Genomic DNA, 17,756 nt, shown 5'->3' with positions numbered 1-17,756 from the left:
GGGTGCGGTGCCGACCTTCGACGAACCGGGCCAAGGCCCGCCTGAGACTTTCGGCTTGCCGGACTTCCGGGCCAAGGCTCGCACACATCGCCTACCGGCCGGCGAGTTCGGCGTTCGCCCTGGCGGTGACATGAGCGAGCGCTCGGGCCGCGATCTCGCGCTCGGCCGCGGGAAGACCGCCGTACAGCCGCTCGGCCAGCTCGGCCACGGCGTCCGTGAACCCTCGCTGGAGTCGGTCGCCCTTGTCGGTGAGGGACGGTCGGGTGCCGTCGAGCAGCCCGGTATCGGCGAGTTCGTCGAGCAAGGTGTGTGCCTCCGACTCACCGATCTTGAGCGTCGCCGTCATACGGTCGACGGCCCCGGCGCGGTCGAGCCCGTCGGAGACGGCCTTGAGCGCCACGGACTGGTGGAAGGACAGGTCCGAGGCGGCGAGGAGCCGATCCCGCACGGCGGCGATCGCGTGGTACGTGATGCCGATCAACTGGCCGTTGAGGAGGGGGGTGGAGGTGACGGTGGCGTTGGCGGTCATGGCGTGATCTCCCTGCGGTGAGGCTTGCTGAGCTCCGACCATCAACCCGAGCGCTCTCCGGTTGACTTGCCGCAACACTAAGCGGAGGGACCTCCGATTTCAAGGGGTAACCGGAGAAGTCTCCGCTACGTCCGCTACGCTGTTCCCCATGACCGCCCCCACCGAGCGCGCCGACGCCGCCCGCAATCGCCTCCGCATCCTCGACGCCGCTCGGCGCCTGCTCACGGCGGACGGCTTCGGCGATCTGTCCCTGGACGCGGTGGCCAAGGAGGCGGGAGTCGGGGTCGGTACGGTCTATCGGCGCTTTCACAACCGGGCGGGGCTCGTCTACGCGTTGATCGAGGACAACGAGACCCGCTTCCAAGAGGCGTTCACGCGGCACTGCGAGGACGGGGCCCCGTCGGCACACGACCGACTGCGCGCCTTTCTGCACGGCATGGCCGAACTCGCCGATGACAACCGGGAGTTGCTGCTCTTGGCAGAGGCGAGCTCGCCGGCCGGGCGCTATCGCAGCGCCCCGTTTCGCCGGCACCACGAGCAGATCGTCGGCATGGTCGCGGAGCTCGCCCCCAGCGTGGACGCCGCCTACGTCGCGGACCTGCTCCTCATGGCGTACACGCCGGGGCTGTTCGACTTTCAGCGCACCGAGCGCGGCTGGGACGTGGACCGCATCAAGCGTGGCCTCGACGCGGTGATCGCCGGCATCGGGGCCGCCGAAAGGGCTGAGGCTGATCAGCAGCCGTCGTAACCGGCCGTCGGCGTCGAGAGGCGGCGGCGAGTCAGGGCCTGCGCGCCCGCGCCGAACACCGGCTCGGCCAGGCCCGCCGTCTCGAGCCGCACCCCGCGGCGCGCGCACTCAGCGGTGAAGTCGTCGGCGGAGCGGAAGGCCCGCCCCGGTGCGCGTCGGCTCGGCGCCACGAACAGCTCGACCTCGCCCGGCTCGACGTCGGCCCACAGGCCGAGGTGGTCCGTGCCCCGCAGCAGGTCGTACGCCTTGCCTGCCCAGTCGTGCCGACCGAGGACGGCACCCCGATGTGGACCGCGCCGAGATGCCCCTTGTTGTCCGAGCCGGACAACGCGCCTTGGGCGGCGGTGCAGTACCGCTCGCGCCGTCGCCCGGTGACCGGCCGTGGCACGCCCTGCCGTGGGTCACACGGCGGAACCGAGGCGCTCTTCGCACCTCTCGGTTTCAAGAAAAGAGGCGTCCCGGAAGGCTCTCAACGCCTGCTTACGACTGACCCCCAGCTTCTCCACGACCTCTGCCTTCCTCAGCCCCGTAGCCCGAAGCCCGACACACCGTCGCGCCAACTCGAGCCGCTCCGGATGGCCTTCGGGAGCCTCGTAGAACAGTCCGTCCTTCAGCAGTTCGTCGACGGTGTCGGCGGACCGACCCATAGCTTTGGCGATCTGCGCCCTTGCCATTCCGGACCTCTTGAGACCGACAGCCTCTGCCGCGTCACGGCGGCGGTCGCTCTGAAGGTCCCCGTTCGGCCGAGCTGTGATTCCGGCGGCTTTACGAGCGCGGGACAGGGCATTCTCGACCTGCTTGGGGGTCAGGCCGACCTCGGCGGCGATGTCGGATACCCGCCGACCCTCGCGCTGCAACCGCAGCGCCCGTTCGTCCTGTTCCTGACGCTGGAGGCGCGCCTGCTCGCGCTCTCGCTCCCGTCTCCTCTTGATCTCAGCCTTGAACTCCCACAGCAAGTCCGATTTGACGGAACGGGCGAACCGGACGCGTTCCCGCTCCTCCCCCATCTGCTCGCGAACGAAGTAGCCGTACCAGAACGGCATCCGGTCGCTCAGGTCTCCGTCACTCGTCGCCCCCCACCTGAACATGGGATGCTTCGAGCGCATCTTCCGCATCGCCTCCAGGACGGACCCGTCGGGGCTGTAACCCCCGTCCTCGCGCAGCAGAAGCCGCTGCTCCTCGGTCAGATCGGCCATGGCCGCTTCCCAGGCGGCCCGCAGTCCGGCCGCCTCCGCCAAATCCAGCAGGGTTTCCCACTCCCACTTGGGCACGGTGAGTCCGAAGCGGCCCCCCTCGTCGTCTCCCTCCCAACGGTTTATCTCGGCGCTGATGTACACCGCGAAGCCGGCGGCATTCCACGCCCGTACGACGTCATGCCATATCTTCGCCGAGGTCGCGGGCAGGTAGGCGGCCCGCTGCCCTTCCACGTCAAGGGCGACCGCTCGCGCGTCCGCCGGGTTGTGGGGCTCGGGCACGAGTTCGGCCTCGACCTTTTGGCCCGCACGGAAGCTGCTCAGCGATTCCTGGTGGTAGTACGCCCCTGAGGCGTAGAACTCTCCGGACGCCTGACACTCGTCGTCAAGCATTATGCGACCGGCAGGCCTGACGTACTCTCCAGGTCGACGGGTATGGGTTCCCATAGCCCCTCCCCCCTTGCATGTGTCCCATGTCCCCTCGAAGCCGACTCCCATGGGCCGCGAGGGCATCCTCGTCAGGCGGGGCACATTCCATCGGCGCCTCCGACCTGCAGGTATTCCGACGATCATATGCCTGGGCGTCGCCGCGAACACGGTCACCATCCACCGCCCATCCCCACTCGGGCCACACCGGCCTCATGCGCCTCCTTCCGCCCGCTGCTCGACCCAGCACCTGGCAGTCCCCGACCCCGGAAGGCGGAGGCGGCTTCAAGAACGTCGTTTTCCAGCGTTCGCACGCGGCCACATCGTCCGCCTACAGCCGCACGACGCCCCTCTCCTCGACTCACTGTCCCTCCGGGCGGCGTGGTGGCTGCTCCGGGATTGCCGGGGTTGTGTCTTCGGTGGTCTCAGGGTTCGGCAGTGGGGGCGCGGGCGAGGGCTTTGCGCCGAAGAGGCGCTCCTCGAATATGTCCATCCCGATCAACAGCACGAGCATCAGTACCGGAACAAGCAGGGCCAGGACCATGGTCGCCTCCCTGTATGGCTTGCCGTGTGTCGCGGAGACCACGTGGTGCGGAGCAGGGGCACGCGGGGCGGGAGGCCGGGCGCGCATCAGGTCGGCGTCACTTCGGTGGGATGCGCCGCTCGCCGCCGCCGTGCGGCCATCGTCACCCGGATGGCCGCTGCCCGAAAGCGCAGGCATCCCGACAAGACGTAATCACCGGTGCACCGGCGACGCGGGCTTCGGCGTGCCAGAAGCGCCGTGCGCCGCGGCGGTGTCCTGCCGGGTGCACCACTGACATTGGACCGTTCGAGTGAAACGGCGCTGTCCAGGGGCCTCTGCCTCTGCCTCGACAGTCCGGTCGGTAGAAACCGGACATGAGGCGGTGCCCTCGGGCCTGGAGAAGGGTGTCAGGACCATGCTCGACGGCCCCGGTCCGGCGACCCACAGGCATCCAGACCGTACCGAAGCCCTCGCACACCGAGGTCTCGGCGTAGGACAGAGGGTGGATTTATGGTGGTCGTGAGGGACGCTCTTCGGTCATCGAGTCGGGCGGTGTGGGCCGCTTCGCCAGTTGCGCTGTTATTGCCCGTCTGCGGGGGCGCTTGCTATGCGAATCGAACTGATCCAACGGGCCGCCAACGTGCTCTTCGACGTGCCGGACGAGACGCACGAGGAGATCATCACGCTCATCGACGCGGTCACCAAGGACAAAGAGACCCAGGCCCCGAACCTGGCTGCAGCGTTCGGCGAATGGTGCTGGCTCGTCTACACGGTCGACGGGGACGTGATCGAAGTGCTCGACGTCGGCTGCGCACGTTGAGGTCGCACGACGGCCGAACAGCGCGGGTCGGCTCCCCTTCGGCACGGCACCCCCGGTGACCACCCCCTTGTCACCCCCGGCGACCATGCCCGGGTTCGCGAGGGAGGTCCGCCTGCTGGTTGAACGACGTGGGCCGGGGCGCAAGCCGTGCGGTTTTGGGGCAGCGGAGCGAGCGGCGGCGTGTGCGGGGCCGTGACGGACCCGCTGCACTCGTCGTGCACCGTGACACCGGGTTGTGAGGACTCCGGCTCGGGCAGATGGGCTATGGCGCCGAGCCTGGGCGGGAGTCGTAGAGCACGCTGTAGAAGCGACCGGCCTCCTCCTGCCCGGACGGGTCACCGCCGAGTTCCCGCACCGCTTCGATCGCGAACCGCTGTTCCCGCTCGTCCGTGAAACGCCGCTGCCGATAGGTGCGGGACGGGTCCACCGTGGTACGCAGGCCGTACCCGGCCAGTGTCCGTACGACCGGCTCGTACGACACGGTCCGCAGCACGAATGCGCTCACCCACACGGGGCGCCGGGCTCCGTCCAGCAGCGCGGCGAACGTCCGCTCGGTGACGTAGCTGCCGCCGCCCGTCACGGTGATCAGTCCGATGTCCGGCAGTGCGCTTCTCAGCCAAGGGCCGGGCGGTGCCTGCTCCAGGTCGTCGGTGAAGGCGCCATCCAGCAGACCGGCCTGCTGGGCGTAGTACATGGCCGGTGCCGCGATGTCCAGGCCGTACACCGGCAGCGCGTCCGGCCGCCGCCGCTCGGCGTAGAACTCCTTGTCCCACGCGGCCAGCTCCGACGTCGACATACGTCGTGCCGTATCGGACGTGTACCGGTCGTACAGCTCGGCGAGCGTCACGTCGTGATTGAGCAGTGCGGCGTTGATGCCGTACGAACAGCACACGTCCAGCACCACTGGCCGGCCGGGCCGGCCGTCGTCGATCGCTGCCCGTGCGGCGGCCGTCTGCCGGAACACCGGCTGGGCGTGGTGGGGGATCTCGTACTCCAGCGGGGCCAGTCGCGTGAAGTACGCGCGTGGGTCCGGCCGGTCGTAGATGTCGTCGAACCGCGACTTGCCGCCCGCCACACCCTCGGTACCGCCAGAGCCCGACCCGGCCATGCCGTACTCCTCCTCGCAGAAGGCATCTGTACCTCCATCATGTCCCGTCTCGTGCGCCCCGCGATGTCTGCCACACAGAGGGGCGCAGAGGCTCACTCGGTCGCGTCGAGGTCCTCGACTCGGGCGGACGGGGGTGCGCGTAGCCGACGGCCGGCGGGGTGGGGCGTGGATACGGGAGACCAGCACCACCGCGCGGGGCTGTGCGTGACGGCGCCTGGGAACCGGCGGTCGGGACGAACCGCGAGTTCCCGGGAGACGCAGCCGGGCGTCGAGATCGCGCAGGGCGCGCGGTGTGCGGCCCGCGGCCGTAGGTGTGGCTGACGTGCTCCGGCTCGAGGACGGTGTCATGGTCCGACCGTACGAATACACAGGTCAGGGGTGCGATGGTCGGGGCGCGGGGGTGGGTGGCAGGTGTGGGTGGCGAAAGCCGCCCCGCCGTCCGAGGCCGGCGGGGCGGAGCCCTACAGTCGGCAGCCGCTCACACCGGGTGCTCCTGTCCGCCGGCGTCCCGTCGGTGATGGGACTGCCGTCGGCCGAGGTGCAGGCCATGGCGGCCAAGGCCGCCGGGTGCCTGGAGCGGTGGCTCGGAGGACTGCGGGAGAACCGGCGGAGGTCGAGAGCGGCGAGACCGGTCGATGTCGTGCGCGGTGACGATGCCGCAGAGTCGGCCGTCGTCCATGACCAGGATCGGCAGTCCGCCGCCGGTGGCAAGGCGCTCCAGGACGGAGTTCAGCAGCTCCTCCGGTGCGGCGAGCGTGCACTGCGACAGCGGTGTCGCGATGTCCCGGAGACGCAGCGACTTCTGCCGCTCGGACGGTATGGCGGCCAGCCGGCGCAGCTGTACGACACCGCTGGGACGGCCACCGAAGTCCAACAGCGGCAGCACCGATTGCCCCGCCGGGACGGCCACCTCGGAAAGGAAGCGGTCAACCGTCAGCCAGTCGGGACCGGTGACCACCGGGGTCGTCATCGTCTGCCCCACCCGTACGCCTCGCAGGGCCGTGACGAGCTCGGCCCACCGCCGTTCGGCCGCGGCGGCGCCCGCTACGAACACACCGATGGCCATCAGCCACAATCCGCTCGTCATCCCCCTGAAGAACGCCAGCCACCCCACGGCGGCCAGCGCCATGCCGACGAACTGTCCGCTGCGCCCTGCCGCCCGCTGGGCGCGCTCACGGTCCCCCGTGCGCCACCACAGCAGAGCCTGGAGCAGTCGGCCTCCGTCCAGGGGCGCTGCGGGCAGCAGGTTGAAGACGCCGAGCAGCAGGTTCGTGCCGCCGAGCCAGCCCAGGACGACAACGGGAATCCTCCACCCCGGCGTCGTCTCCACCGCGACTGCCGCACCCAGGCCGATGCCGCCGAGGAGCAGGCTGGCGAGCGGCCCGCTGGCGGCGACCGTGAACGCGGCCCGTGCCGTCGTGGGCCGGTCCATCCGGGTCATTCCACCGAGCGCCCACAGTGTCACGTCCCGCACGGATATCCCGGCCCTGCGCGCCATCAGCGCATGGGCCAACTCATGCACCACCAAGCTGACCAGCAACAGCGCAGCGTCGACGACTCCGGCGATCGCGTACACCACCGGCGCCTGCCCCGGTGCGTACCCGGGCAGCGTCCGGTCGGCCAAGCCATAGGCGAGGAGCAGCATGATCAGCGGCACACTCCAGTGCGCCCGCACCGTCAGCCCGCGGACAGTCCCGAGCCGGATCGAACCCTTCATGGCCATCACCGCCGACAGGTCGCCCCTGCGACACCAGTCTTTCGCCTTCCATGGTCCGCCGCCAGCAATCACGACCGGAAACTCCCGGATGACACTGCCATCAGGCCTACACGACCCGAAACTCCCTGGGGATCGCCTCCGGCACCGCGATCGCTACGCAGGCGCGAGCGGCGCTCCGGACCTACGGTGGTCAAGTGGCGCGAGAGCCGAACCGGCGTAACGGAGGAGGCTGCGATGGAGGAGCACTTCGTCTGGGTGACGACCCGCCGCATTCGGCCGGGAAACCTGGAGGACTTCGAAAAGGCGTGGCGGCCGACCGCCCACCCGCAGGGTATGCACCGCGCCTTCGCGTACTGGTCGGAGGACGGACAGGAGATCACCGGGGTGTCGTTCTGGGACTCCAAGGAGGCGTGCGACTCCTGGCGGGCCTCCGAGCCGGAAACGCAGCGGCGTGCCGGCATGGCGCCGTACGTCATAGAGGAGCGGGAAGGCTTCTATCGTGGCCGGGAACTCGCCATCCCCTAGCGCGTTGACTTGCTCTCCCTCCTGAAGGGAGTGCAGCCGATACGGGTGGACACCGCCCCGGTCAGCGGCAAGACATGTGGGCTCCCGACAGGCCGGATCCACCGCCCCGAAGATCACGGCGCGTACGCTCATGCTCATGGTTGCGCATCGGATGGTCGACGTGAACGGGGTCCGGCTGCACATCGCCGAGGAAGGCCAAGGCCCTCTGGTGGTGCTCCTGCACGGCTTCCCCGAGTCATGGCGCTCCTGGCGCCACCAGTTCGGCCCTCTGGCCGACGCGGGCTTCCGGGTGGTCGCCCCCGACCAGCGTGGCTACGGGCGCAGCGACCATCCCGACGACGTGGCGGCGTACAGCATCCTGCATCTGGTCGGCGACGTCGTCGGGCTGATCCAGGCCCTCGGCGAGGAGAAGGCGTACGTCGTCGGGCACGACTGGGGCGCGCCGGTCGCCTGGCACACAGCGCTTCTTCGGCCGGACTTGGTCCTCGGGGTGGCCGGCCTGAGCGTGCCACCCCCCTTCCGGGGCACGGAGCCTCCGTTGACCGCCATGGACAAGAAGTTCGGCGGGCGCTTCTACTGGAACTACTTCAACCGTCCTGGTGTCGCCGACGCAGAGTTCGCGAAGGACACGCGCACCGCGTTGCGGAAGTTCTTCTACTCGGCTTCCGGTGACGTTCCCGGCGGAGCCAAACAGCCGCTGGTCGACCCGGAGCGGGGCTGGCTCGCGGCCATGCCGGACCCTGAGGTACTGCCGCGGTGGTTCACCGAGGACGATCTCGACGCGCTGACCGAGAGCTTCTCCAAGGGCTTCACCGGCGCTCTCAACTGGTACCGCAACCTCGACCGCAACTGGGAACTGACCGCACCGTGGCACGGCGCCCTCGTCACCTCGCCCGCCCTCTACATCTACGGCGACCGCGACCCCGTCCCCGCCTTCCCCGGCACGCCCGAATTCATCGAGAGCCTCCCCGACCGAATGCCCAACCTGCGGCGCAAGCCCCTCAAGTTGGCAGGCTGCGGCCACTGGACACAGCAGGAACGCCCGGCCGAGGTGAACGCGGCGCTCATCGAATTCCTCAGGAACTGTTCCTGAGCCCTGCCGAACCGTCGCACCGTCGAACCGGCCGTCTCGGCCCACGACTGTGACCTGCCGCGGCGTCGTCACCGCCACGTCGCCGAGCGCGGCGGCCGCCGTACCTGCGCGGTGCGACCCCGCGGTCTCCTGTCGGAAGATCCTTCCACTGATCGTTCACAGCTGAATCATTGGCGTTCACCTGCGCTGCCGAGGATTCACCATGTGCATGCCCGATTCGGTCGCGGTGTGCCCTCCATTCTCGAGCGATCAGGAAGGACGGCTGCTGATGCGGTCAACACGGCGGCGAAGACGGCTGGTTGGTGGATCCGGCGGACGGCGGCTCGTGGGTGCCGCCCTGACGGCACTCGTCCTGGTGGGCGGAAACATCACGGTGGCGTACGCCGACACCGGCACGGACCAGCACGCCACGGACAAGAAGGACTCGTCCAGCGAGAACGCGACGACCCTGCCCACTCTCACCCCCGGCGACGGGGCGTATCTCGAGGGCACCCGGAAGGTCGCGGCCACACCTACCCTGGCCGGCGATTCCGTGACCACGGTCGCGGTCGACGGGCAGACGATCGACGCCGAGAAGACGGTCGGGGTGTCCCGGCTCAGCTTCGACGTCGGCCCGAACTCGACGGAGGCTCGTTACCAGAACTACGTGCTCGTCAACGGCGAGTACAGGGCGAACATCGGAGACCTCGTCAACGAGCGGGGCACCATCGATATCCCGAACGAACACCTCGTCAAGGGCGAGAACAAGATCCAGTTCTTCGCGGGCACCGTCGAGACCTCGTGCGGAACCAACCACGACGACTTCGTGCTGTCCGACATCGAGCTGACTCTGCTCGGCGAGGTCGCGGACGGCGAGGAGAACGAGTACACGTACTCCTTCGGCGACGGCAACTGCGGGTCCAACAGCACCCTGCTGACGGAGGCGTCGCTGAGCTTCTTCGTCCTCGGCGATCCGCAGGGCACCACCGGCCTGCAGAGCGACGTGGACACCACGAAGCTCTCCAACGGCGAGCACACCATCACCGCGACCACCACCTCGCGCAAGACGGTCACCAACAAGGTGACCGTCAACAACGCCCCGGCAGGAGCACCTCGGCTGCTGCCCAAGGACGGCACGCTGGTGAAGGGCGGACAGTCCGTGTTCGCCGACTTCCCTGCGGGCGCCGAGGGCGAGGTGGCCTCGCTGACCGTGGACGGCGACAAGCCGGTCTCGGTGCCCCAGTTGGGCAACGGCGCGGCCACGTTCTCCTTCGATGTCGGCACCAACTCGCTCGACGACAAGTACGACAGCCACCTGCTGGTCAACGGCAAGCGGATCGACCTGGGCGGCACCTGGGTCAGTCAGCGAGTCGCGATCGCGATACCCGCGCGGTACCTGGTGCCCGGTGACAACACCATCAAGGTCGTCGCCGGCCCGTACAAGGAGAGCTGCGGCAACAACCGCGACGACTTCGACATCGCCGACCTCGGCCTCGCCCTGGACGGCGCCACCGTCACCGGCAAGGACATCGCGGCCTCGTACGCGATGGGCGACGGCAGCTGCGGCACCGCCACCGACCGTCTGGCCGAGGCCGAGCTGCACTACACGATCGACGCCCCGGCCGTCGCGGTCACCGACACGCTCGGCTCCGGCACCGCCACCCTCGGCTTCGCCGTGGGCAGCAACTCCACCGAGGCCCGGTACCAGAACTACGTCCTGGTCAACGGCCAGAAGACCGTGCTGGACGCCGACTACGTCAGCCGGCACGTCGACCTGACGTTCCCCAACGAGTGGCTGGTGCCCGGCTGGAACACCATCGACGTCGTCACCGGCACCTACGCCACCTCCTGTGGCGACAACCGGGACGACTTCGCGCTCTCCGGGATCACGCTGACGCCGGCGGCCGGCACCGCCGAGGGCCGTATGGTCAAGGGCTCCTACAGCTTCGGCGACGGCAACTGCGGTGACAACGTCAATCCGCTGACCGAAGTCGACCTGGAGTTCTTCGTGGACGGCCCGGCCAAGGGGGTCCGCGCCGACCTCGACACCGCGAAGATCGAGGACGGGCAGCACACGCTGGCCGCGACCTCGAAGTCCGGCAAGACCGCCACCCGGGTGCTGGCCACCGACAACTCGGCGCCCGAGGTCGCCGGCAGCACCCCCAAGTCCGGTCAGAAGATCACCGCGTCGGTCGTTCTCGGCGTTCAGATGAAGGACCTCTCCGGCGTGGTGAGCGGCCCGGACATCAAGCTCGACGGCAAGGCGGTCGAGGCCGGAGCCGAGGTCGGGCCCGGCCTGTCCGCCGGGGCGCACACGCTCTCCGTGACCGCCACCGACGCCCTGGGCAACACCGGCATCCGCGAGGTGAAGTTCACCTCCGCCGGCATTCCGGACACCCCCGCACAACTGACCCCCGCGTCCGGCACCACCGACGCCGACCGGAACGTCAAGCTGTCCGCGAAGGTCGCCGAGCCCGACGGCGGTGACGTGACCGCCACGTTCTCCGAGGCCGAGATCCTCACCCCGGGCCAGGTGTACCAGGGCACGGCCACCGCCGTCCCGACCACGCTGAAGGTCAAGGGCGAGACGAAAATCAAGGCCGCGGGTCTCTCGCCCGCCGACGGCAGGACGCTTGCCGCGCCCTCCTCCTCCGACGTCACCTTCCAGCGGTTCGACGTCCCGGTGAAGGGCCACGTCGACCAGCCGGTGCTGCGCTGGGAGGGGGTCATCGACCCCGAGCGCCTCGCCGCGCTGCGGGTGTGGAACAACGACACCGAACAGTGGGACGTCGTCAACAGCGCCCGCGGCGCCGCCGAGGGCAACACGGTGCTGACCTCCGTACTGGACAGCACCTACGTCGACCATGAGCAGGTCCACGTCATGGTGACGGGTGAGGACCCCTTCGCCGACGACATCGACGCCGGTGACGCGAACTCGTTCGCCGACCCCGACTCGTACGACTTCTCGATCGTCCACTACACCGACACGCAGTACCTCTCCGAGGGCGCGGTCGAGCAGGAGACGGCCGAGGAGCGCGCGGTCTGGGAGAAGGCGTACGGGGACGTCTCCCGCTGGATCGCGGCCAACAAGGACAAGCGGAAGATCGCCTACGTCGCCCACACCGGCGACCTCATCGAGAACAACATCCGCAAGCCCGCCGACGAGGCCACGCAGAAGGAGGTCGTCGGCGAGCTGGAGGTCTCCTCCAGGCAGCAGAAGATCCTGGACGACGTGGGCATCCCGAACGGTGTGATCGCGGGCAACCACGACAACCAGTCGGGAACCGAGAACGGTCCGGACGCCATCTACAACCAGTACTACGGTCCCGACCGTTACCAGGCGCTGTCCCAGGGCTGGAAGCACGCCGGCTACGGCGGCCCCTGGCGTGCGGGCGACAACCAGAACCACTACGACCTGTTCTCCGCCGGCGGCCAGGACTTCGTCGTGGTCGGCCTGTCCTACGGCGTGACGCGCGAGGAGGCCGAATGGGCCGACTCGATCTTCAAGCGCTTCCCCGACCGCAACGGCATCCTGCTCTCGCACGACTACCTCGCGCCGAGCGGCAACCCCGACGGCCGCGGGGCCGCGTTCTCCGCACCCGACGGCTCGATGCTGTACAAGACGGTGGTCCAGGACAACCCGAACGTGTTCCTGATCCTCGCCGGCCACGAGCACGGCGTGGGCACCAACGTGAAGCCGAAGGTCGGCGAGATCAGCCACGACGTGGTCGAGCTGCTCGCGGACTACCAGTTCTACACGGTGTCCGCGGACCGGCTCGGGCTCACCGAGATCGGCGGCTACAAGCCCGACGACCAGCTCCAGTTCGGCGCGAGCTTCTTCCGGATGCTCCAGTTCGACGTGGACCGGTCCGAGCTGACCGTCGACACGTACTCGCCGCTGCTCGACGAGTTCGGTGCCACCGAGTACGACACCAACCACCGGTACAACGGCACCGAGGACAACATGGTGCTGCCGATCGACCTCAACACCCGCAAGACGACCTTCGAGACCGACTCGGTCGCGCTGTACAACCCGGTCGGCGTCGTCGGGCGGACCAAGGTCAAGTCCGGTGAGATCGCCTCGGTGACGTGGAAGAACCTCGAGCCCGGTTCCACCCACGCGTGGTTCGTCACGGCCCGCTCCGGCGGCGGAGGTGTCACCGCCTCCGAGCCGAGCGTCTTCGTGACGAAGGACGCCCAGGGCCGGCCCGGCACGTGGGGCCCGGACACGCCGTACTACGAGTGGTTCAACCAGTCGCAGGGCCTGACCGGCTGATCGGCTGACCGCCGACGGCGCCCGACGCCCGCCGCCCCGGACCCGACCGGTCCGGGGCGGCGGGCCCCTGCCGTCCGTCCCCTCCCTGATCACGATCAGTGTCACGGTCGTGATCAGCTGAAAGGAGAACCGAGCCCGCCATGCGTCCCACCGCCCTCGCGCCCGCTCCCCCGTTCCGGTCCGGCCGGCTGCGCGGCGCCCTGCTCACCGTCCTCGTCGCCTTGGCCGCGGTGCTCGGCGCCGGCCTCGTCCGGGCGGCCCCCGCCGCCGCGCACGACGTCACCTCGAACGCCTACGTCGAGGTCACCGGCAGCGCGGCCCGCCCCGAGGCCACCCTCGACCTCGAGTACGACCTGCTGATGAAGTCGGCCTGGCTGTATGCCGAGGCGTACGACGCGAAGGGCCGCGCCGAGCAGCTGCGTCAGCTCAAGCTGAACGCGGACGCGGTGTCCGAGTACGTCACCGGGCACTTCGCCGTCTCCCGCGACGACACTGCCTGCACCGCCCGCGCCGAGGGGGACGCGGACATCCGCACCCGGGGCCGGCGCCCGTACGCCGTGATCACCCTCGCGTACACCTGCCCGGCCGGCAGCGACGGGCCGGTCACCATCAGCAGCGCGCTGTTCCCCGGAGTCGAGAACTTCGTGCACACGACGAAGACGATCGTGCACTACGACATCGACGGACAGCGGGGCTCCCAGATCCTCACACCCACCGACCCCTCCGTGACCGCCGCCGCGGCGGACGGCCAGGAGACGCACCAGATCTGGGAGTTCTTCCTGATGGGCACCGAACACCTGCTGTTCGGCCTGGACCACATCCTCTTCCTGCTGTCGCTGCTCGTCGGTGCCCGCGGCCTGCGCGACATCGTGCTCACCGCGAGCACTTTCACCGCCGCACACAGCGTCACGTTCCTACTGGCCGCTTGCGGCGTCGTCGACGTGCCCGCGGCGGTCGTGGAACCGCTCATCGCCGCGTCCATCGCCGTCGTCGCGGTCGCGGGCTTCCTGCTGCGCGACCGCGAGGACAACGCGCGCTGGCGGCTGCCCACCGTCTTCGTGTTCGGCCTCGTCCACGGTCTGGGCTTCGCCGGATCGCTCGGCATCGACGAAAGCTGGTCCGGGGAACTGCTGTTGTCGCTGCTCAGCTTCAACGTCGGTATCGAGGCGGTGCAGTTGGGCATCATCGCCGTGGCTTTCCCGCTGCTGCTCATGCTGCGTCGGTCGCCGGTCCACCGGTGGGTGCTGCCCGCGCTGACGGTGCCCATCGTCGTCGTCAGCCTCTACTGGCTCTGGGACCGGGTGGCGGTCAGCGCCTGAGCCTGCTGTTCGACCGTGGCCTCGAACGGCGTCCGTACGGCAGCCGCCGCGCAGAACCAGTTGCCGCCTTCGCACGCTGGGCCAAAAGCTGTGCGGCCCGGCCACCACCGAAGGCGACGAGACGCTACGCCGGACAGTTCTTAGCAGAGGGGACGGCGGCCACGCAATCCGTGTGTGGCCGACTGGTGCGAATCCGACTGTGGTCCCCGGCGCCATGTCGCCGACGCTCACCAGATCCTACGGTTCCGCCACGCCCGGTGCCGCCGGCGCACATCGATGCGCTGCCAACCTCAGGAGCACCGGGCACGCATCCAGTGAAGGAGCCGCCCATGCCATCCCCCTCATCTCAGAAACGGCCACGGCGCCGGTGGGACCGCCTCGTGCCTCGTCTCCTCGCTGTCGTCGCGCTCGTACTCGGAGCCGCTCTGGCCGGTCCCGCGCCCACCGCGGACGCCGCGGTCACGCTCACGCGCGTGACCGGCTTCGGGTCGAATCCGGGCGCGTTGAACATGTACGTGTACCGGCCGGCGTCGCTGCCGGCGAACCCGCCCGTGGTCGTCGCGCTGCACGGGTGCACACAGAGCGCCCAGGTCTACGCGGACAACTCCGGACTGCCCGAGCTCGCCGAGCGTGACAAGTTCCTGCTGGTGCTCGCGGAGACCACCTCCTCGAACAACCTGAACAAGTGCTTCAACTGGTTCCAGACCACCGACAATCAGCGCGGCCAGGGCGAGACGCTCTCGATCCGGCAGATGGCCGACCACGCCGTCTCCACCTACGGCGCGGATCCTCAGCGGATCTACGTCACCGGCCTGTCCGCAGGCGGTGCCATGACCGCGGTCATGCTCGCCACCTATCCCGACGTCTTCTCCGCCGGCGCGGTCGTCGCGGGCCTGCCCTACAACTGCACGAAGGACAACAGCCCCTACACGTGCATGAGCCCCGGGGTGGACCTCAGCCCGACCGAGTGGGCCCAGCGGGTGCGCGACGCGTACCCGTCGTACACCGGGCCGTGGCCGCGCACCGCCATCTGGTACGGCGACCAGGACACGACGGTCGTACCGCGCAACGCCACCGAACTGCGTGACCAGTGGACGGCATTGCACGGGCTGTCCCAGACCCCCACCCGCACCTCCGCCATCGGGCCCGACGCGACCCAGCACGACGAATACGTGACTTCCGACGGTACGGTCGCCGTCGAGGTCAACCGGGTCCCCGGTATCAATCACGGCACCCCGGTCGATCCCGGCACAGGGGCCGAACAGTGCGGCAGTACCGGCGCCCCGTACTTCCTGGACTCGATCTGCTCAAGCCACTGGATCGCCAGGTTCTTCGGTCTCGACGCCTCCGGTCCGGGGACGGGTTCGCTGCCCGCGCCCACCGGACTGACGGCGACAGCAGTCACGGACACCAGCATCAGCCTGAGCTGGAACGGAGTGAGCGGTGCGGCGGACTACGTCGTCTACCGCGACGGCAACCCCGTCGGGACGCTGAGCGGCACGTCGTACACGGACACCGGCCTGCTGGCGGGAACCTCGCACACCTATGCGGTCGCCGCCCGGGACGCCAGTGGCGCGGCAGGATCCCGCTCGGGGACGATCACGGCCACCACCAGTGGCGGCGCGGCCGCCTGCCATGCGGGCAGCAACTACGCCCACGTGCAGGCGGGACGGGCCACCACCAGCGGCGGCTACACCTACGCCAAGGGCTCGAACCAGAGCATGGGCCTGTACAACACCTTCGTCACCCACACCCTGAAGGAGTCGCCCACCGGCTACTACACCATCGCCGACGGCGGCTGCCCCTGATCGCACCCACGCAGCCGTCGCCTTCGGTGAGGTGAAACGGCCCGCCATGGTGTCCGGCGCTCCTGTCCGGGCCGCCGCCATGGTGGGCCCACACATGTTCCCTGCGGCGATCGTGCCTCTAGCCTCCGGCCTGTCCACCACTCGACTTGGAGGAATCGGATGCTCCCACCGCGCACGGCCACCACCCCACCACGCAGACGGCCCAGGCGGCGTGCCGCTCTCGGAGCACTGACCCTCGCGGCCGCCTGTTCGCTCGTCCCCACGGCGACGTCGGCCGCCGGCGCGGAGGGGACACCTGGCGGTCACTGCGCAGGACGCGCCCTGGTGCGCGTACCGGGCGCGACATACCAGCAGTCCGACTGCCTGGATGAGCTGACCACAGCCGGAACGGTTGCCTCCGGCCACACCGATCCGGCCGACTTCGCGGGTCTCACCCCCCGGGATCTGCCCACGCCGAGCGGCGTTCCAGGAATCCAGATCGACGGCTACTTCCCCGACTCCTCGACCACCAACACCAACCACGGCTGGAACCACGACGCGCAGTTCGTCATCAGGCTGCCCGACCACTGGAACGGCGGCCTGGTGGTCTCCGGGACACCGGGCAACCGCGAGCAGTACGCCAACGACCGCGCGATCTCCGACTGGGTGCTCTCGCGTGGCTACGCCTTCGCCGCCACCGACAAGGGCAACACCGGCCTCGCCTTCCACCGCGACGGCCGCAGGCCCGGTGATGCCATTGCCGAGTGGAACACCCGCCTCACCCAACTGACCCGGGCCGCCCGCTCCGTCGTCACGCAGCACTACCACCGACCCCCCGCCCGGACCATCGCCACGGGCATGTCCAACGGCGGCTACCTGGTGCGGTGGCAGCTGGAGAACCACCCCGAGCTGTACGACGGCGGAGTGGACTGGGAAGGCACCCTGTGGCGCTCCGACGGCCCCAACCTGCTCACCTTCCTGCCACCCGCCCTGCGTGACTACCCCGTGTACGCCGCCGGCGGACCCGGCGCCGAAGACGCCCTCGATGCCATGCACAAGGCCGGCTACCCGGCGGGCTCCGAGTTCCTGTGGCCGTACCACCACCAGGTCTACTGGGACCTGACGCAGCGCATCTACCGCGAGGAACTCGACCCCGGCTTCGACGGGGCGACCGAGGCGGGCACCCCCTTCTGCGCCTCGGGCACCCCAGGCTGCGATGCCGACTACGACTACGCCACCCGGCCGCCCGCGGTGCACCGTGCCGTCGACCGCATCGCCCTGACCGGGCGCATCGCCAAGCCTCTGATCACCATCCAGGGCACACTCGACGTGCTGCTGCCCATCAGCCAGGACTCCGATGTCTACGCCCGTATGGTGCGCGAAGCCGGGCGGGGCGAGCTGTTTCGCTACTACCGCGTCGAGGACGGTACGCACACCGACTCGCTCGTCGACGCCTTCCCGGACAAGCTCCGCCCGATGGTCCCCTGCCACCGCTCGGCCTTCACGGCGCTGGAACGGTGGCTGGCCGGAAACGGTCTCCCTCCCGCAGACCACACCATCCAGCGCCCGGCCGCAGCGGAGCCCGCCACACTGCTCAGCAACTGTCCTTTGAGCTAGGCACTTTCACTCGGACCAGCGGGCCGACCAGAGGAAGATGGTCACGGTATCGCCCTTGCTCAGGTGTCCGCGGGTGCGCCTGACGGGGACGCTTCG

14 protein-coding genes are annotated in these 17,756 nt (G+C 69.4%); 8 read left to right on the top strand and 6 right to left on the bottom strand.

Annotation, left to right across the window (positions count from 1 at the left end; all coding sequences use genetic code 11):
- Nucleotides 1–91 precede the first annotated feature (91 nt).
- Nucleotides 92–529: a hypothetical protein gene (locus tag ACFY16_RS24930; protein WP_390649389.1), complete on the bottom strand. Its 438-nt coding sequence runs from the start codon at nucleotides 527–529 to the stop codon at nucleotides 92–94.
- Between the two features lie 148 nt (nucleotides 530–677).
- Between ACFY16_RS24930 and ACFY16_RS24925 the strand changes: the two genes are divergently transcribed.
- A complete protein-coding gene (locus ACFY16_RS24925; protein WP_390649388.1) occupies nucleotides 678–1,277 on the top strand; it encodes a TetR/AcrR family transcriptional regulator in 600 nt (199 codons plus the stop codon).
- On the opposite strand, the gene ACFY16_RS24920 is transcribed toward ACFY16_RS24925, so the two are convergent.
- From ACFY16_RS24920 to ACFY16_RS24910, 3 genes are all read right to left on the bottom strand, one after another.
- Nucleotides 1,262–1,627: a hypothetical protein gene (locus ACFY16_RS24920; protein ID WP_390649497.1), complete on the bottom strand. Its 366-nt coding sequence runs from the start codon at nucleotides 1,625–1,627 to the stop codon at nucleotides 1,262–1,264. The two genes, ACFY16_RS24925 and ACFY16_RS24920, sit on opposite strands and share 16 nt — an antisense overlap.
- A 51-nt stretch (nucleotides 1,628–1,678) precedes the next feature.
- Nucleotides 1,679–2,863 (bottom strand): hypothetical protein, encoded by a 1,185-nt coding sequence (locus ACFY16_RS24915; RefSeq protein ID WP_390649387.1) that lies wholly within the window; start codon nucleotides 2,861–2,863, stop codon nucleotides 1,679–1,681.
- Between the two features lie 394 nt (nucleotides 2,864–3,257).
- Complete coding sequence (locus ACFY16_RS24910) at nucleotides 3,258–3,440, bottom strand: hypothetical protein (RefSeq protein ID WP_390649386.1); 183 nt, start codon at nucleotides 3,438–3,440, stop codon at nucleotides 3,258–3,260.
- Between the two features lie 586 nt (nucleotides 3,441–4,026).
- On the opposite strand from ACFY16_RS24910, the gene ACFY16_RS24905 reads away from it, so the two are divergent.
- Entirely contained in the window at nucleotides 4,027–4,239 is a 213-nt protein-coding gene (locus ACFY16_RS24905; RefSeq protein ID WP_390649385.1) for a hypothetical protein, read from the top strand.
- A gap of 262 nt (nucleotides 4,240–4,501) precedes the next feature.
- On the opposite strand, the gene ACFY16_RS24900 is transcribed toward ACFY16_RS24905, so the two are convergent.
- A complete protein-coding gene (locus tag ACFY16_RS24900) occupies nucleotides 4,502–5,347 on the bottom strand; it encodes a hypothetical protein (RefSeq protein WP_390649384.1) in 846 nt (281 codons plus the stop codon).
- A gap of 478 nt (nucleotides 5,348–5,825) precedes the next feature.
- Entirely contained in the window at nucleotides 5,826–7,064 is a 1,239-nt protein-coding gene (locus ACFY16_RS24895) for a site-2 protease family protein (protein WP_390649383.1), read from the bottom strand.
- A gap of 234 nt (nucleotides 7,065–7,298) precedes the next feature.
- Here ACFY16_RS24895 and ACFY16_RS24890 point away from each other — a divergent pair, with 234 nt between their 5' ends.
- From ACFY16_RS24890 to ACFY16_RS24865, 6 genes are all read left to right on the top strand, one after another.
- Nucleotides 7,299–7,589, top strand: coding sequence for a hypothetical protein (locus tag ACFY16_RS24890; RefSeq protein ID WP_390649382.1), 291 nt, complete (start codon nucleotides 7,299–7,301; stop codon nucleotides 7,587–7,589).
- A gap of 136 nt (nucleotides 7,590–7,725) precedes the next feature.
- Nucleotides 7,726–8,682: an alpha/beta fold hydrolase gene (locus ACFY16_RS24885; protein ID WP_390649381.1), complete on the top strand. Its 957-nt coding sequence runs from the start codon at nucleotides 7,726–7,728 to the stop codon at nucleotides 8,680–8,682.
- A gap of 325 nt (nucleotides 8,683–9,007) precedes the next feature.
- Nucleotides 9,008–12,937 (top strand): metallophosphoesterase, encoded by a 3,930-nt coding sequence (locus ACFY16_RS24880; RefSeq protein WP_390649380.1) that lies wholly within the window; start codon nucleotides 9,008–9,010, stop codon nucleotides 12,935–12,937.
- A 140-nt stretch (nucleotides 12,938–13,077) separates the two neighbouring features.
- On the top strand, nucleotides 13,078–14,256 hold the full coding sequence (locus ACFY16_RS24875) for a HupE/UreJ family protein (protein ID WP_390649379.1): 1,179 nt from the start codon (nucleotides 13,078–13,080) through the stop codon (nucleotides 14,254–14,256).
- 329 nt (nucleotides 14,257–14,585) lie between these two features.
- Nucleotides 14,586–16,064, top strand: coding sequence for a PHB depolymerase family esterase (locus ACFY16_RS24870; protein WP_390649378.1), 1,479 nt, complete (start codon nucleotides 14,586–14,588; stop codon nucleotides 16,062–16,064).
- A 159-nt stretch (nucleotides 16,065–16,223) separates the two neighbouring features.
- A complete protein-coding gene (locus tag ACFY16_RS24865) occupies nucleotides 16,224–17,660 on the top strand; it encodes a 3-hydroxybutyrate oligomer hydrolase family protein (RefSeq protein WP_390649377.1) in 1,437 nt (478 codons plus the stop codon).
- Nucleotides 17,661–17,756 lie beyond the last annotated feature (96 nt).

Source organism: Streptomyces sp. NPDC001315, assembly GCF_042896175.1.
In the GTDB taxonomy this organism is placed as follows: domain Bacteria; phylum Actinomycetota; class Actinomycetes; order Streptomycetales; family Streptomycetaceae; genus Streptomyces.
The sequence above is the reverse complement of the archived record's forward strand: the minus strand, read 5'-3'. Positions and strand labels throughout refer to the sequence as shown.

What these genes read in the sequence shown, in the direction of transcription:
- ACFY16_RS24930 (WP_390649389.1), bottom strand. Translation starts at nt 529, where the DNA reads ATGACCGCCAACGCCACCGTCACCTCCACCCCCCTCCTCAACGGCCAG.
- ACFY16_RS24925 (WP_390649388.1), top strand. Translation starts at nt 678, where the DNA reads ATGACCGCCCCCACCGAGCGCGCCGACGCCGCCCGCAATCGCCTCCGC.
- ACFY16_RS24915 (WP_390649387.1), bottom strand. Translation starts at nt 2,863, where the DNA reads ATGCTTGACGACGAGTGTCAGGCGTCCGGAGAGTTCTACGCCTCAGGG.
- ACFY16_RS24910 (WP_390649386.1), bottom strand. Translation starts at nt 3,440, where the DNA reads ATGGTCCTGGCCCTGCTTGTTCCGGTACTGATGCTCGTGCTGTTGATC.
- ACFY16_RS24905 (WP_390649385.1), top strand. Translation starts at nt 4,027, where the DNA reads ATGCGAATCGAACTGATCCAACGGGCCGCCAACGTGCTCTTCGACGTG.
- ACFY16_RS24900 (WP_390649384.1), bottom strand. Translation starts at nt 5,347, where the DNA reads ATGGCCGGGTCGGGCTCTGGCGGTACCGAGGGTGTGGCGGGCGGCAAG.
- ACFY16_RS24895 (WP_390649383.1), bottom strand. Translation starts at nt 7,064, where the DNA reads ATGAAGGGTTCGATCCGGCTCGGGACTGTCCGCGGGCTGACGGTGCGG.
- ACFY16_RS24890 (WP_390649382.1), top strand. Translation starts at nt 7,299, where the DNA reads ATGGAGGAGCACTTCGTCTGGGTGACGACCCGCCGCATTCGGCCGGGA.
- ACFY16_RS24885 (WP_390649381.1), top strand. Translation starts at nt 7,726, where the DNA reads ATGGTTGCGCATCGGATGGTCGACGTGAACGGGGTCCGGCTGCACATC.
- ACFY16_RS24875 (WP_390649379.1), top strand. Translation starts at nt 13,078, where the DNA reads ATGCGTCCCACCGCCCTCGCGCCCGCTCCCCCGTTCCGGTCCGGCCGG.
- ACFY16_RS24870 (WP_390649378.1), top strand. Translation starts at nt 14,586, where the DNA reads ATGCCATCCCCCTCATCTCAGAAACGGCCACGGCGCCGGTGGGACCGC.
- ACFY16_RS24865 (WP_390649377.1), top strand. Translation starts at nt 16,224, where the DNA reads ATGCTCCCACCGCGCACGGCCACCACCCCACCACGCAGACGGCCCAGG.